This window comes from Synechococcus sp. CS-197 (assembly GCF_025128215.1).
Lineage (GTDB): Bacteria > Cyanobacteriota > Cyanobacteriia > PCC-6307 > Cyanobiaceae > Synechococcus_C.
This window is the reverse complement of the sequence record NZ_JAHLZC010000005.1, coordinates 1-13,810: the sequence shown is the minus strand read 5'-3', so window position 1 is coordinate 13,810 and position 13,810 is coordinate 1. Positions and strand designations below refer to the sequence as shown.

Annotated in this window: 16 protein-coding genes; 7 read left to right on the top strand and 9 right to left on the bottom strand. The window is 61.8% G+C overall.

Annotated features, from left to right (window positions below):
* Nucleotides 1-50: 50 nt before the first annotated feature.
* The 3 genes from hemB (at nt 51) to KQ296_RS00715 (ending at nt 4,175) form a co-directional block, all read left to right on the top strand.
* The gene (hemB, locus tag KQ296_RS00725; protein ID WP_011933989.1) at nt 51-1,052 is read left to right on the top strand and encodes a porphobilinogen synthase; all 1,002 of its coding nucleotides are present in this window, start codon (nt 51-53) and stop codon (nt 1,050-1,052) included.
* Between the two features lie 340 nt (nt 1,053-1,392).
* Nucleotides 1,393-1,791, top strand: a complete 399-nt coding sequence (locus KQ296_RS00720) for a VOC family protein (RefSeq protein ID WP_011933988.1) — start codon at nt 1,393-1,395, stop codon at nt 1,789-1,791.
* Nucleotides 1,791-4,175 (top strand): endonuclease MutS2, encoded by a 2,385-nt coding sequence (locus KQ296_RS00715; protein WP_011933987.1) that lies wholly within the window; start codon nt 1,791-1,793, stop codon nt 4,173-4,175. Before KQ296_RS00720 ends, KQ296_RS00715 begins: the two co-directional genes overlap by 1 nt.
* 21 nt (nt 4,176-4,196) lie before the next feature.
* Here the strand turns inward: KQ296_RS00715 and KQ296_RS00710 are convergent, their stop codons facing one another.
* Entirely contained in the window at nt 4,197-5,429 is a 1,233-nt protein-coding gene (locus tag KQ296_RS00710; RefSeq protein WP_011933986.1) for an ABC transporter ATP-binding protein, read from the bottom strand.
* A gap of 59 nt (nt 5,430-5,488) precedes the next feature.
* On the opposite strand from KQ296_RS00710, the gene obgE reads away from it, so the two are divergent.
* Nucleotides 5,489-6,478 carry a GTPase ObgE gene (obgE, locus tag KQ296_RS00705; protein WP_011933985.1) on the top strand — a complete coding sequence of 330 codons (990 nt, stop codon included), beginning with the start codon at nt 5,489-5,491 and terminating at the stop codon, nt 6,476-6,478.
* Between the two features lie 94 nt (nt 6,479-6,572).
* Entirely contained in the window at nt 6,573-6,755 is a 183-nt protein-coding gene (locus KQ296_RS00700) for a hypothetical protein (RefSeq protein WP_011933984.1), read from the top strand.
* A 93-nt stretch (nt 6,756-6,848) separates the two neighbouring features.
* Here the strand turns inward: KQ296_RS00700 and KQ296_RS00695 are convergent, their stop codons facing one another.
* On the bottom strand, nt 6,849-7,067 hold the full coding sequence (locus KQ296_RS00695) for a CP12 domain-containing protein (RefSeq protein WP_011933983.1): 219 nt from the start codon (nt 7,065-7,067) through the stop codon (nt 6,849-6,851).
* A gap of 194 nt (nt 7,068-7,261) precedes the next feature.
* Here KQ296_RS00695 and KQ296_RS00690 point away from each other — a divergent pair, with 194 nt between their 5' ends.
* Nucleotides 7,262-7,684, top strand: a complete 423-nt coding sequence (locus KQ296_RS00690; protein WP_259726288.1) for a hypothetical protein — start codon at nt 7,262-7,264, stop codon at nt 7,682-7,684.
* Here the strand turns inward: KQ296_RS00690 and KQ296_RS00685 are convergent.
* Genes KQ296_RS00685 through KQ296_RS00675 form a run of 3 tightly spaced genes read right to left on the bottom strand, consistent with a single transcriptional unit; the run spans nt 7,665 to nt 11,211 of the window.
* Nucleotides 7,665-9,575, bottom strand: coding sequence for an ABC-F family ATP-binding cassette domain-containing protein (locus KQ296_RS00685; RefSeq protein ID WP_011933981.1), 1,911 nt, complete (start codon nt 9,573-9,575; stop codon nt 7,665-7,667). The genes KQ296_RS00690 and KQ296_RS00685 overlap by 20 nt on opposite strands.
* Nucleotides 9,572-10,225 (bottom strand): DUF2301 domain-containing membrane protein, encoded by a 654-nt coding sequence (locus KQ296_RS00680; RefSeq protein ID WP_011933980.1) that lies wholly within the window; start codon nt 10,223-10,225, stop codon nt 9,572-9,574. Before KQ296_RS00680 ends, KQ296_RS00685 begins: the two co-directional genes overlap by 4 nt.
* The gene (locus KQ296_RS00675) at nt 10,222-11,211 is read right to left on the bottom strand and encodes a glutathione S-transferase C-terminal domain-containing protein (protein ID WP_011933979.1); all 990 of its coding nucleotides are present in this window, start codon (nt 11,209-11,211) and stop codon (nt 10,222-10,224) included. The genes KQ296_RS00680 and KQ296_RS00675 overlap by 4 nt, the downstream gene beginning before the upstream one ends.
* Before the next feature lie 50 nt (nt 11,212-11,261).
* On the opposite strand from KQ296_RS00675, the gene KQ296_RS00670 reads away from it, so the two are divergent.
* Entirely contained in the window at nt 11,262-12,185 is a 924-nt protein-coding gene (locus tag KQ296_RS00670; protein WP_041428676.1) for an aspartoacylase, read from the top strand.
* Between the two features lie 2 nt (nt 12,186-12,187).
* Here KQ296_RS00670 and KQ296_RS00665 read toward each other — a convergent pair whose 3' ends face one another.
* From KQ296_RS00665 to KQ296_RS00650, 4 genes are all read right to left on the bottom strand, one after another.
* Entirely contained in the window at nt 12,188-12,556 is a 369-nt protein-coding gene (locus tag KQ296_RS00665) for a hypothetical protein (protein ID WP_011933977.1), read from the bottom strand.
* Nucleotides 12,557-12,630: 74 nt separating this feature from the next.
* The gene (locus KQ296_RS00660) at nt 12,631-13,116 is read right to left on the bottom strand and encodes a hypothetical protein (RefSeq protein WP_259726287.1); all 486 of its coding nucleotides are present in this window, start codon (nt 13,114-13,116) and stop codon (nt 12,631-12,633) included.
* Entirely contained in the window at nt 13,088-13,438 is a 351-nt protein-coding gene (locus KQ296_RS00655) for a hypothetical protein (protein WP_011933975.1), read from the bottom strand. The genes KQ296_RS00660 and KQ296_RS00655 overlap by 29 nt, the downstream gene beginning before the upstream one ends.
* Before the next feature lie 33 nt (nt 13,439-13,471).
* Nucleotides 13,472-13,606, bottom strand: coding sequence for a hypothetical protein (locus KQ296_RS00650; protein WP_259726293.1), 135 nt, complete (start codon nt 13,604-13,606; stop codon nt 13,472-13,474).
* Nucleotides 13,607-13,810: the final 204 nt, after the last annotated feature.

Below are 13,810 nucleotides of genomic sequence, written 5' to 3'. Positions count from 1 at the left end.
GAGTCGTCCAGGTTTGCGGCTTACGATCGCAACCTTGAATTGGCCCGCTGATGGACCTCACCTACCGCCCACGCCGTCTGCGCCGCACCGCTTCCCTGCGGGCCATGGTGCGTGAGACCAGCCTCTCAGCTGCCGATTTCATCTATCCGCTGTTTGTGCATGAAGGCGCAGCTGTGGAGCCGATCGGGGCCATGCCCGGGGCCAAGCGCTGGAGTCTGGAGCAGCTCAGCGGTGAGGTGCGGCGCGCCTGGGATCTCGGAATCCGCTGTGTGGTGTTGTTCCCGAAAGTGTCGGAGGGACTCAAAACCGAAGATGGTGCGGAATGCTTCAACGAGAACGGGTTAATCCCGCGGGCCATTCGACAGCTCAAGCAGGAGCTTCCCGAGATGGCGATCATGACGGACGTGGCCCTCGACCCTTACTCCTGCGATGGCCATGACGGCATCGTCAGCGACCAGGGGGTGGTGCTCAACGATGAAACGATTGAGTTGCTCTGCAAGCAGGCGGTTGCTCAGGCCAGAGCCGGTGCGGATCTGATCGGACCCAGCGACATGATGGATGGGCGGGTTGGTGCGATCCGTGAAGCGCTCGACGACGAGGGCTTCGAGCATGTGGGAATCATCAGCTACACCGCCAAATACTCCTCGGCCTATTACGGCCCGTTCCGGGAAGCGCTCGATTCAGCGCCCCGCGCTGCCGGCAGTAAGCCCATTCCCAAGAACAAAGACACCTATCAGATGGATCCCGCCAATGCCAGGGAAGCCATCACGGAGGCCCAGCTCGATGAGCAGGAAGGGGCCGACATCATGATGGTGAAACCCGGACTCGCCTATCTCGACATCATTCACCGCCTGCGGGAAGAGTCGGAGTTGCCCATCGCCGCTTACAACGTGAGTGGTGAGTATTCCATGGTCAAAGCGGCGGCCGAGCGCGGCTGGATCGATGAGAAAGCCGTGGTGCTGGAGACCTTGCTCAGCTTCAAGCGTGCCGGTGCGGATCTGATCCTCACTTATCACGCTTGTGATGCCGCTGAGTGGTTGCTGCAGGAGTAGCCAAAGCGAGCTATCCAGACCTCAGTGCATGTCTGTTTATGGCTTCAGTTCGTCCGTCGTGTTTCTGGAGCCCTCTGCCATTTGTTTGTGCAGCCATTGCCTTCGTTCTTTCAGGGCATCTGCTCACCGGCGGTGATCGTCAAGACCGCTCCGAGGGATTGGTGCTGCTTGGGAGTGGATTGATCTGCTTATCGATTGGATGTGTCTGCCATACGTCATTGAGCATTTCTTTTGCCCAGGCACCTCGCGCTGGGAGGTCGACCCTCAACCAGAACAACCCCATGGTGCTCTCGTCTGACGTCGAGCACCATTCAGAATGATCTGATTCGAAATCCGGTCCATGCCAGTGGTGGAGCGCCTAGGCCACGTCGCCATCCGCGTTGAAGATATGGATAGGGCTGTGGCTTTCTATTCCCAGCTGGGAATGGAGATGGTCTGGAATGCAGACGATTGGTGCTACATGGAAGCCGCCAAGTCCCGTGACGGTCTCGCTTTGCTGGGGCCGAACTACAAAGCTGCAGGGCCACACTTCGCGTTCCACTTCCGTGACCGTGCCGAAGTGGATGCGGTTCACGATCAATTGAAGGCTGCAGGTGTGGCTGTGGGTGCCGTTCATGATCACCGCGATGGCACCGCCTCCTTTTACCTGCGGGATCCGGAGGGCAACTGGCTGGAAATGCTTTATGAGCCCCCTGGTGGCATTCCCTCCAATCAGCCAGGTGCAACCGAAGCCGATTGATGTCTGCACTTCAGGAAACCCTGGAGCTGCTCGAGTGGCCGCGGCTCTGTGAACACCTCGCCAGTTTCGCCAGCACGGTGCAGGGGCGTCGACACTGCAAGGGCGATCCCCTTCCAGACTCGCTCCCAGCCAGCCTCACGCTTCAGGCACAGACCCTGGAGATGGCCTCTCTGGATGGTGTTCTCGACGGGGGGTTGAGTTTTCAGGGTGTGCGTGATCTCGCGCCAACCCTGTTGCGCTGCAGCAAAGGGGGAACCGCCTCGGGTGAGGAGCTTTTGGAGGTGGCAGACACCCTGGCCGCCGCGCGTCGGTTGCGTCGACAGATCGATGAACCGGAATTGCGTCCCGTTTGCACGACCCTGCTCGAGGATGTGGCGACCTTCCCTGATCTCGAGCAGCGCCTCAAATTCGCCATCGAAGAAGGGGGACGGGTTGCGGATCGCGCCAGCCCGGGCCTCGATGGTCTGCGGCGGCAGTGGCAGGAGCTGCGGGCCAAGCGACGGGACAGGCTGCAGGACGTGATCAGACGTTGGGCGGCCCATCTCCAGGACACCGTGATCGCCGAGCGCCACGGCCGACCCGTCCTGGCCGTCAAAGCCGGTGCCGGTGGGCAATGTCCGGGAATGGTGCACGACAGTTCCGCGTCCGGCAGCACCGTGTTCGTGGAACCCAAGGTGGTGATTGACCTGGGGAACAAGCTGGCCAACGTGGACGGCCGGATCCGCGAGGAGGAGCAGCGCGTGCTCGCTGAGCTCAGCGCGGCCGTCGCTGAGCAGGTTGAGGGTCTCCAGCATCTGATGCAAGTGCTGCTCAAGCTGGATCTGGCCCTCGCCCGCGGTCGCTACGGGCAGTGGCTCGGTGCGGTTCCTCCCCGCCTGGAGTCGGCCGTTGATGCACCGTTCGAGCTGAAAACCCTGCGCCATCCTCTGCTCGTGTGGCAGGAGCGCAACGAGCAGGGTCCCAGCGTGGTGCCCGTCAGCGTCGAGGTGTCGTCATCGCTGCGGGTGGTGGCGATCACTGGCCCCAACACCGGCGGTAAAACCGTCACCCTGAAGAGCATCGGTTTGGCCGCCTTGATGGCCCGGGCAGGGCTCTGGGTGCCATGCACGGGCAGTCCCACCCTTCCCTGGTGTGCCCAGGTGCTCGCTGATATCGGCGATGAGCAATCGCTGCAGCAAAGCTTGTCCACCTTCAGCGGCCATGTGAAACGGATCGGTCGCATCCTGGAGGCGATTCGTTCCGGGCCGGCCCCTGCTCTGGTGTTGCTGGATGAAGTGGGGGCCGGCACTGATCCCAGTGAGGGCACGGCTTTGGCGACGGCACTGTTGCGCACCCTGGCCGACCGTGCGCGGCTCACCGTGGCAACCACCCATTTCGGTGAGCTCAAGGCTCTCAAGTACAGCGATGCTCGCTTTGAGAACGCTTCAGTCGCCTTCGACAGCGACACGCTGTCGCCCACCTATCACCTGCTCTGGGGGATCCCGGGTCGGAGCAATGCCCTGGCGATCGCCACCCGGTTAGGGCTGGAGACCAGTGTGATCGATGACGCTCGCGCCCTGCTCTCCCCTGCAGGAGATGGTGAGGTGAACACCGTGATCCGTGGTCTTGAAGAACAGCGCATGCGCCAACAGGCCGCGGCGGAAGATGCTGCGGCATTGCTGGCAAGAACCGAATTGCTGCATGAGGAACTCCTGCAGCGTTGGGAGAAGCAGAAACAGCATTCCGCGGAACGGCAGGAACAGGGACGACAGCGCCTGGAGACCTCGATCCGTGCTGGACAGAAAGAAGTGCGTCAGCTGATCCGGCGGCTCCGCGATGATCGTGCTGATGGCGAAACCGCCCGAAAAGCAGGGCAGCGCTTGCGCAAACTCGAGGATCGCCACCGCCCTGAGCCGGAACGTCGCCGGCACCAAGGCTGGCGCCCGCAAGTGGGCGATCGCATCCGCTTGCTGGCCCTCGGCAAGGCCGCTGAGGTTCTGAAGGTGTCCGCCGATGGGCTGCAGCTCCAGGTGCGTTGCGGGGTGATGCGCAGCACTGTGGAGCTCTCGGGCGTTGAAAGCCTGGACGGACGCAAACCCGATCCCCCGGCTGCTCCGGTGGTTCAGGTGCAGGTGAAGGCGCGGCGCGGCAGCGGCAGTGCCGAGGTGCGGACATCAAGGAACACCGTGGATGTGCGCGGAATGCGCGTTCATGAAGCCGAGTCGGCTGTGGAAGAGGTGCTGCGCGGTGCGAGCGGTCCGGTGTGGGTGATTCACGGCATCGGCACTGGACGGCTCAAACGTGGCCTCAGGGACTGGTTCCAGTCCCTGGCCTATGTGGAACGGGTTGTGGATGCTGACCAGGGAGACGGGGGGGCAGGCTGCAGCGTGGTGTGGGTGCGCTGAGCGCTTTCCCAAGCGGCAGCATCAGTTCAAGTTGGGCAGAAGCGGCTCGTTGTCGTTCGACCGGGATGGCTGGGGCCGGGCAATCGCCTCGCCGAGGCGATCGAACAGTCGCCATGCACTGGGTTCGGCTTCCAGGTGCACGCGGGATCCGGGGCGAGCGTCCAGGTCGGGATCGGCGCGAACCTGGATTAAGTGGCCGCCATCCAGGAGCCGGCAGGTGATCAGTTGTTCGTTGCCCAACACCTCGCTGTGACTCACATCCGCGGGAAGATTGCGGTTGGTTGCTGGAGCAATCCGAAGCTGTTCCGGGCGGATTCCGCCGTTCAACTGCTGGCCTTCTAGAGCGGGCAGCGCATCGGCCAGGGCGCCTTCGACCGGAAGACGACGCTCACCGAGCAGCAGGGTTCCCGCGGAAGCCACTGTGACGGGAAGCACATTCATCGGCGGGCTTCCGATGAACTGGGCAACGAAGAGGTTCGAGGGCCAGCGGTAGAGCTCCATCGGTGTACCCAGCTGCTGCAGACGGCCCTGATTGAGCACCGCAATCCGGTGGCCCATGGTCATGGCCTCCACCTGGTCATGGGTCACGTACAGCGTGGTGGTGCCCAGCTGTCGCTGCAGATCAACGATGCGCGTGCGGGTGCTGCCGCGCAACTTGGCATCGAGATTGCTCAGAGGTTCATCCATCAGAAAGACGTCTGGTTGCCGTGCCATGGCCCGTCCCAGCGCCACTCGCTGTTTTTGGCCTCCAGACAGTTCCTTGGGGAGTCGATCCAGCAGCTGATCCAGTTCCAGGGCCTCCGCGACCTCATTCACCCGGATTTCCAGGCGTGCTTCCCGTGGCGATGTCCACGACAGACGCGGAGGAAAACGCCGGGTGGTGCGATGGAGCTGGTCCTCGATCTGCTGCAGCACGCTCCGCCTGCGGCTGCGCCTCAGCCCGAACCCCAGGTTGTCGCGCACGCTGAGGTGGGGATAGAGCGCGTAGCTCTGGAACACCATCGCCACATTGCGTTGGGCCGGACGCAGCCGGCTGACGGGCTGGTCTCCGATCAAGATTTCTCCGGACGTTGGGGTCTCCAGGCCCGCCATCAAACGCAACAGCGTGCTTTTCCCGCAGCCTGAAGGGCCGACCAAAACCAGAAATTCCCCGTCTTCAATCGAGAGGGAGAGTTCACGGATCACCTCGACCGGATCGGATCCTCCCCGGGGTGGGTAGCTCTTGCTGAGCGCCTCGAAGCAAACGCCTGCCAAGCCCAATCTCCGGCACTGCACGATCCTAGGGTTGGTGGTTGGGCCCATCGAGGGGTTTCGTGCAGTTCATCGATCAGGCACGCATCACCGTGCGGGGAGGGCGCGGCGGCGACGGCATCGTCGCCTTCCGACGGGAGAAGTACGTCCCTGCCGGGGGGCCATCGGGCGGCGATGGTGGGCACGGCGCCGATGTGGTGCTGGAGGCTGATTCCAACCTTCAGACGCTGCTTGATTTCAAATACAAGCGCTTGTTCGCCGCGATCGACGGGCGTCGGGGTGGTCCCAATCGCTGCACCGGTGCCTCCGGCCAACCTCTGGTGATCAAGGTGCCGTGTGGCACCGAGGTGCGCCATCTCACGACGGGGATCCTGTTGGGTGATCTCACGAATCCAGGCGAACGGCTCACGGTGGCCTTCGGTGGTCGAGGTGGTCTTGGCAATGCGCACTACCTCAGCAATCGCAATCGCGCTCCTGAGAAGTGCACCGAAGGCAGGGATGGCGAGGAGTGGCCGCTGCAACTCGAGCTCAAGCTGCTGGCTGAGGTGGGAATCATCGGCCTCCCCAACGCAGGAAAAAGCACCCTGATCAGTGTTCTCTCTGCAGCCCGTCCCAAAATTGCCGACTATCCCTTCACCACCCTGGTGCCGAATCTCGGCGTGGTGCGCAGGCCCTCGGGGGACGGCACCGTGTTTGCGGATATTCCGGGATTGATTGCTGGAGCCGCCCAAGGCGCTGGCCTGGGCCATGACTTCCTACGCCACATCGAGCGCACCCGCCTGTTGATTCATCTGGTGGACAGCGGCGCCGACGATCCCGTGGGGGACCTTCGGGTGGTGGAAAAGGAACTGGAGGCCTACGGCCATGGCTTGGTGAGCCGTCCACGTCTGCTGGTGTTGAACAAACTTGAGCTGCTCGATGAGCAGGGACGCGATGATCTGCTGGAACGGTTGGAGGCTTCCAGTGGGCATCGCCCGCTGCTGATTTCCGCTGTGATGGGCAAAGGGCTCGATGCCCTTCTGGATCAGGTTTGGCAGCTGCTGGGTGTGTGACAGCAATCGGTTTGCCCCGGTGTGGAGGGGCACATCCGCCCTTGTCTGATGCCAGCGTCCTGGCGATAAAGGACATGAGGATGCATGCAAACGAATGACCTTTTTCAGTTGCTTTGACGATCAGGGACAACTGATCGCCCGCTGCCAGACCCGTGAAGAGATCGAAGCCCTGCGCCGTCGCGGGCGTCCGATCGCCGAAATTCGTGAGATGAAGCCCGAAGAGTCGGTGGTCTGCAGCCTCACCGGTAGCCCTGCGGACTTCAACGAGGAGCAGTGAGCGATCGGGTCCGCAGGGCCAGGCGCTTTGCCAATCAAAAAGCGGGGCCGCGGCCCCGCTTTTTCGTGGACTTAACTAGCGCGTCATCAAGCGTCAGTCGTCGTAGACCCGGCATTCGTCAGCTTCGGGGTTGGCCTCGCAGTAAAGCTCCAGAGGCGTTGGATCGTGGGAATCCTCGGGGTGCTCCTTTTTGTATTCCTGCAAAGACTCCAGCTCTTCACTGATGTGACGAACCTTGGCATCGTTGCCTTCTGCCTTGGCCGACTCGAGATCGGTCTGGTCCTTTTTGATGTGCTCGTCGATGGATTTCATGGAATCGTTGGCGCGTCCAGGCCAATGGCGACCTCCACACCATACGGCTGTTGAACAGACATGCCAGCGATGGGAGCGGAGACGAGGTTTCCGTAACAAGACGCTTGCCAGGCTCTGGTGTTGACGGCTACCAAGAAATCAGCTTCTGCATCGATCCCATGGTGAGGATCCAGCAGCGACAAGGTCGCCACTTCATGGACGAAGAGGGAAGGGTGTTCTGGATCAACGGCCCAGAAGGCTTTTGCTACCTCTCAGAGCAACGTCAGTGGCGATCGGGACTGACCTTTCAGGAAGTGCTGAAGTGGAAACAGTGCGCTCCTTCAGGGCTTGTCAGCCAACGGTTCTGTTCCATCAAGGAAGCCTGCGAAGCGTTTGAACACAACACGGTGCAGTGGTCATTGGATCTCTACCTGCGGCAGATGGGGGATCAGATGGCCTTGCATCGTTCGGGGAGTGATTACAAGCCCACAGCGATGAAGCTGGCGGAAGCGTCCGGTGGGCGATTTGAGCCGGCTCCATGGGCAGGACGGCCCCAGGCTCCTTTGAGTTGCCCTTTGCCGGCAGAGCCCTCCCATCCCCGTCGACGGCGCCGCTCCCTCAAGGAGCCAGTTCACTGAGTTCCAACCAGCGCTCTTCACTGTCTTGCAGCTGCTCAAGCAGTGCCGCCAGATCGTGACTGAGAACGGTGAGGTCTCCTTGGCCTGATCCGATCGCTGCTTCCAGATCAGCTTTGCGCTTTTCCAGGTCTGGCAGTGTCTGCTCCAGTGTCTCCAGCTCTCTGGACTCTTTGAAACTGCGGCGGCGTGGGCCTGAATCGGTGGATTTCGCAGGTTTCTTCTTGGGGCTGGCGGACTCCTTCGCAACGGACGACGGAGTGGAGCTGCTCTTCTCCAAGGCACGTTTGTGGTCGAGAAAAGCGCTGTAGTTGCCCTCGAATCGCTGAAGGCGGCCGTCGTCGAAACAGAACAACCGATCAACGGTGCGGTCGAGGAAATAGCGATCGTGCGACACCACCACGACGCAACCACGAAAGTCCTCGAGTAGATCTTCGAGGACGCTCAGGGTCTGGACGTCGAGATCGTTGGTGGGTTCGTCCAGTAACAGCACGTTGGGTGCCTGGATCAACATCCTGCACAGGCTCAGACGCCTGCGTTCGCCACCTGAGAGTTTGTTCAGAGGGCTGTGCTGTTGGGCTGGAGGAAACAGGAACCGCTCCAGAAGCTGGGATGCACTGAGCTGTTCGCCACCAAGGTCGATTCTTGACGCCGCTTCCTCGACAAATTCGATCACCTTGCGCTCCAGGCCACGTCCCTCGCTGAGCGCATCGGTGTGCTGGTCGAGGTACCCGAGGTGAACCGTGTCGCCAAGCCGCAGGGAGCCGCTGGTGGCCTGACGGCGGCCAGCGATGAGATCGAGCAGGGTGGATTTGCCGCTGCCGTTGGGCCCGATGATCCCCACCCGATCCTCGGGGCTGAAGCTGTAGGTGAAATCTCTCAGCAGCGAGGGACTTCCCGGCTGGCCATCTGCTGTAACAGAGAGCTCTTCAGCCTCGATCACGACTTTGCCGATGCGCCGGCTGACGCTGCTCATCGCCAGCTCCTGCTTGGCTTGCTTCACCGGTGAGGCCTTGAGTGCCTCAATCCTTTCGATCCTGGCTCTCTGTTTGGTGCTTCTCGCTTTCGGCCCCTGGCGCAGCCAGGCCAGTTCGCGACGCATCACGCTTTTGAAGCGCGCGGCCTCGGCGGCATTGGCCACTTCCTGGTCGGCCTTGCGTTGCAGATAGGCGCTGTAATTGCCGTCGATGCTGCTGGCGACCCCCCGTTCAACCTCCACGATGCGGCGCGTGACCTGATCGAGAACGTACCGATCGTGGGTCACGAGAACCACGGCGCCTGGATAGCGATCGAGCCAGCTCTGCAGCCATTCCACCGCTGCGGCATCCAGGTGGTTCGTGGGTTCGTCCAGCAAGAGAACATCGGGGCAGGCCACCAGGGCGGAGGCCAACCCCACGCGTTTGCGATACCCGCCGGAGAGATCCTCCACGGGCCTGTGCAGGTCGGTGATTCCCAGACGTTGCAACACCTCCTGGCACTGCTGCTCCAGTGCCCAGGCCTCCTCTTCATCCATGCGTTCGCTGAGCGCTCCCAGTTCACCCATCAGGGCCGTGTCATCCGGGGCCTGGGCAACGGCTTCTGAAACCTCGCTGAAACGCAGCAGCAGATCCCGTTTCGCTCCGCATCCAGCGAAGACCTGCTCCAGCACGGTCAGTCCTGGATTCACCTGACTGTCCTGCCCCACCAATTCCACCCGCAGCCGCGCTGAGCAGCGACGCTCACCGCTGCCGAGAGGTTCCACTCCTGCGAGCACTTTCAACAACGTTGATTTCCCTGCTCCATTGGGGCCGATCAGCCCAAGGCGATCTCCCTCGCGTACATGCAGGGTGAGGTCCTCAAACAAGGTGCGGATCCCGAAGTCTTTCGACGCATCAACAAGGCTGATCAGACTCACGGGGCTCCAGCGGCGCGCTGCTGCTCCAGATAAGCAAACACACTCTTGTCACCCACATCGGCAGCGGCGGGGATGCCGAATTTGCGCAGGGCCAGCACCAGCAGCAAGAGAGCGGCCGCTCCGAGCAGCGCCAGGCAGAGATCAGCGGGCATCAAGCTGCTCAGGCGGCCCAGCAAGGCCAAGGGCAGCAGCAAGGTCAAACCAATCGCCTCCGCGCGCCGGAAGCAGAAAAACTCCTTGAATCCAATCCCGGCTAAGGCCGCGAACAACGGACCAACCGCAAGGATCCAGAGCGGATGGTTTTGCAGGGTGGTCAGGGCTGCGGAGGGGCTTGCCATCATCAGTAATGCACCCCAGCCAAGGCATCCCAGGAGCCAGAAGAGCTGTAGGGCCCGATGCAGCGGCCGCAGGTAGATGTGAATCCAATGGAGGGCCAGACCAAGGGATGCAGCGAGGGGCAGCACCCACAGCCAGGCCAGCTGTCCGCCCCATTGCCACCACTGCAGCAATCCTGCGCTGAAGGCGATGCCACTGATCAGCAGGGCCACGCGATAGCGCTGCACTTCGCGCCGGTCCGCCTCGGTGATGGTGTAAGTGCCGTAAAAGCCTTCGTATCGGGGATCGGCCTTCTGGAGATCGGCCTCGGTCATGGCAATGCCGGTGAGCTTCCTATCAGTGTGCAGAGATCAGGCCCCGCTGGAATGATGCCGCCTGGATTCAACGGGAACAGGGCGCCGAAGTAGTCAGCACGCCAGGCCTCGCCAGCGCAGGTTTCGGCAACCCCTGGCAGGGCGTAAAACGCTTGACGCCAGCGCCACAGCGCTGGAAACATCCACAACGGTTGGGCGTTGCATCCAAAGAGCGGCGCGTACACCAGCTCCCAGCGGATCAACGTGGGAAACAGGCACACATCCGCGATGGTGGGTTGCACGCCGCAGAGCCAGGGGCCCTGGTGCTGAAGCGCGGCCTCCACCGCGTTGAGAGCTGAGAACAAGGCTGCGCTGGCCTCGTCGTAAGCCTTCTGCGTGCGTGCAAAGCCGCAGCGGTACACCCCGTCATTGACAGCAGGCTGTAGAAGCTGCATCCAGCGTTGAATGCCTGGCGCCAGAGCAGCGGGAGCCAAATCCATGGCTCCTTCTCCCCCTGGCCATTGATTCAGTGTTTCGGTGAGTGCCGCGCTGTCATTTCCCAGGAGTTGGGGCGTGAGTCCAGCCTCTCGTCCTGGATCGATCAGGGCTGGGACGGTGGCTCTGTGATGGGGCGGAGTGCCGCAGTGCCGATACAGCGCCAGCAGGGAGTCACAGTCCAGCCAGGCTGGAACGAGGGACCAGCGTCCGGCGCGGTGGTCGGCAGTGGCCATCAGCAGGGTGAGCGTTCCCTCCAGCCGACGCAGCCGATGCATCAGCCAGGTGCGATGGGCCCAGGGGCAGCTTCTGCCGATCACCAACCGTGGCCGTTGGGCCTCGCAACGGAGTTGCAGCTCCGACTGGTCTGGAATCACCACGTCCATGCGGTCGCTTGCAGGGCGCAGATATCGCCCTTCGGCATCGGCCGGACCAAGCCCCTGCATCAGCTGGCGCCATTGCCACCGCCAGCCCTCTCTGGCCGTGGCAACAACCAGAGGTGGTAGAGCCATTGTTGATCCGCGACGAGTGGTGTCAGTCTGGGTGCGTTGTCAGGTGCTGAATGGTGAGGCCTCGGGTTTTGGTGGTGGCCGGCACCCACGGCAATGAGATCAATGGCCCCTGGTTGCTTGACCAGTGGCGCCAGCATCCGAATTTCGTTGATTCCAAGGGCCTCGACGTCCAACTGGCGATCGGTAATCCAGCGGCTTGCGCGCAGGGCCGGCGTTACCTCGACCGCGATCTCAACCGTTCCTTCCGCTCCGATCTTCTGGAGAGGGCCTCCACCGTTCCCGCTGAAGCGGACCGGGAGATGTTGCAGGCACTGGCATTGCTCCAGCAATTCGGTCCGGAGGGGCAAACGCCCTGCGATTTGGTGGTGGACCTGCACAGCACCACCTCAGCGATGGGCAATTGCCTGGTGGTGTATGGACGCAGGCCCGTGGATTTGGCACTGGCGGCGTTGGTTCAGCACCGACTGGGCCTTCCGATCTATCTGCACGAAGCGGACGCGGCGCAGCAGGGTTTTCTTGCGGAGCGCTGGCCCTGTGGACTGGTGATTGAGGTGGGGCCGGTTCCCCAGAACGTACGCCGCTCCGACATCGTGCTGCAGACACGGCTGGCTCTCGAAGCGCTCATGGCGGCGATCACGTCGGTGCGTGACGGGACTGCTCGCTATCCCGACCAGGTTGTGATTCACCGCCACCTGGGCAGCCTGGACGTGCCGAGACGCCGTTCCGGTGATCCGGATGCCCTGGTGCATCCCAATCTTCAGGGCCGCGATTGGCAACCCTTGAAAGCAGGGGATCCACTTTTTATCAATGCCGAATCAAAAGCTGCTGTTTTTGAGGGTGAGGATGGATTGATTCCAGTGTTTATCAACGAAGCGGCTTATGCCGAGAAGGCCATCGCCTTGAGTTTCACCAAACGAGAGGCTTGGCCTCTTCCCAAGGACTGGAAAGAGGCCTTGGCCAACCTCCTTGGCTGATCTCAGCGGGGAGATCCGTTGTAGATGATGTTGGTCACGCTGCGGCCGTCAGGCGCAACCTGCAGTTCGGTTTCCGTTGTGGGGTCGCTTCCGTTCTCAGGCCAACCCGGTACTCCCCCCAGGAACTTGAAGGTGTAGCCACTGGCATCGTCCTTCACCAGGCACTCTCCACCGCCTGCACTGGTATTGAACATGCACGGCTGGGGCCGATAGACGCCGAGCCCACCATTTTCTGTGACGGCGGTATTTCGGGCCAGATTCAAGGCTCGGATCTGGGAGGCAGGAACAGGAGCCTGCGCCAGCGCGGGTGCGCCGGTAAGGGCGCCTGTGCCCAGGACCAGGGCCAGAGCAGAAACAGTGGAAAGGTTCATGGTCTTTTGAAAACCTCTCCTATGGCACTCACTGAGCGATGGAGTGTCAACAACATTGCGCTGAGACTTGTTCGTCAGCGCAAGGGGCCGTTGTAAGGAACTTCCAAGATCCGATCTCCATCCTTGGACACCAGAACACTGGTTTCAAGCGAGGGACGGGGTGGGGTCTGCTGCTCCCAGCCTGGAGGGCCCCCCTCAAACCGGAAGAGAAAGCCTTCGCTGGTTTTGGATGCAAGACATGAAGTGCCCCCCGTCTCGTACATGCAGCCTGCAGCGCGGTAGGCCCCAAGACCTCCATTGAGAGATTCCGCCCGCATTCGAGCCAGGTTGGCCGCTTTGGTCTGGGCGAACGGCAGGGACTGGTCCGCCCGCACCATCAATCCGGTGCTGAGACCAAGTGTCAACCCGATGAAGAGAGCAAAGCGGCGCATCACGAGCGTGAGTTGATCAACCTCACCTTGAAGGCTCCGCACTGTTGATGCATGACCAACCTGAGCACCAGGCGTGTCTCGGTGTGACTGGGAGCCTTCCTCAGCCACAGGCCCAGGTGCCTTGCTCAAGGGTGCAGGGCAGGTCTGAGCGCTCTCCATTGGCCCAGTAAATGCGCACCCGGTCATCCGCCGTACCGCTGCGGAAGGTGATGGATTTGATTGGGCCGGGGGGGACGCGATCGCCTTCATCTGGCACGGGCGCTGCCGTGTCGAGCCGTTGTTCGAGTCGTTTGAGGCGAGCGTCCAGTTGTTGAATCGCTTGCGCTTGCGAAGGGGCGTCGCTGTTGGTGCGATCCGCTGTTGTCTGGCAAGAGCTGAGAAGCCCGAGGGTGAACAGTGCTAGGCCTCCTGAGGACAAGTGCCTGAACGTGGTTCGCAACCTCAGGGGCATGACCGCTGATTTCAGTTGCTTCAGTTTGGCGGGTCAGTGGCTTTCGGCCAGTCTCTCGCTCCAGTACACAACAGCGCCTTGGGCAACCAGTTCGTTGCGTCTGTGGCGCGCGTGCTTGGTCGGCACGGTCTCCTCGAGACGTTGGCCAGCGATCAGCCAGCGGATCAAGACCACACGCGTCTCCTTAAGACTCACTCTAAGAACCTTAAGCCATTCTTTAGCGGCCGTCGATCCCCAAGGGTCGAGACGGGGCGGAGCTCAACGCTTCTTCACAACGACTTCATAAAGCTCTGGATAACTTCCGCAATGTTGCTTTACACTCTTGGTTGGCAGGGCATCCTGCCCTTCCGTAACCGCTCTTCGGAGCATTCT

What these genes read in the sequence shown, in the direction of transcription:
- KQ296_RS00690 (WP_259726288.1), top strand. Translation starts at nt 7,262, where the DNA reads ATGGACGAAGAGGGAAGGGTGTTCTGGATCAACGGCCCAGAAGGCTTT.
- hemB (WP_011933989.1), top strand. Translation starts at nt 51, where the DNA reads ATGGACCTCACCTACCGCCCACGCCGTCTGCGCCGCACCGCTTCCCTG.
- KQ296_RS00665 (WP_011933977.1), bottom strand. Translation starts at nt 12,556, where the DNA reads ATGAACCTTTCCACTGTTTCTGCTCTGGCCCTGGTCCTGGGCACAGGC.
- KQ296_RS00675 (WP_011933979.1), bottom strand. Translation starts at nt 11,211, where the DNA reads ATGGCTCTACCACCTCTGGTTGTTGCCACGGCCAGAGAGGGCTGGCGG.
- KQ296_RS00670 (WP_041428676.1), top strand. Translation starts at nt 11,262, where the DNA reads ATGGTGAGGCCTCGGGTTTTGGTGGTGGCCGGCACCCACGGCAATGAG.
- KQ296_RS00680 (WP_011933980.1), bottom strand. Translation starts at nt 10,225, where the DNA reads ATGACCGAGGCCGATCTCCAGAAGGCCGATCCCCGATACGAAGGCTTT.
- KQ296_RS00715 (WP_011933987.1), top strand. Translation starts at nt 1,791, where the DNA reads ATGTCTGCACTTCAGGAAACCCTGGAGCTGCTCGAGTGGCCGCGGCTC.
- KQ296_RS00700 (WP_011933984.1), top strand. Translation starts at nt 6,573, where the DNA reads ATGACCTTTTTCAGTTGCTTTGACGATCAGGGACAACTGATCGCCCGC.
- KQ296_RS00655 (WP_011933975.1), bottom strand. Translation starts at nt 13,438, where the DNA reads ATGCCCCTGAGGTTGCGAACCACGTTCAGGCACTTGTCCTCAGGAGGC.
- KQ296_RS00695 (WP_011933983.1), bottom strand. Translation starts at nt 7,067, where the DNA reads ATGAAATCCATCGACGAGCACATCAAAAAGGACCAGACCGATCTCGAG.
- KQ296_RS00720 (WP_011933988.1), top strand. Translation starts at nt 1,393, where the DNA reads ATGCCAGTGGTGGAGCGCCTAGGCCACGTCGCCATCCGCGTTGAAGAT.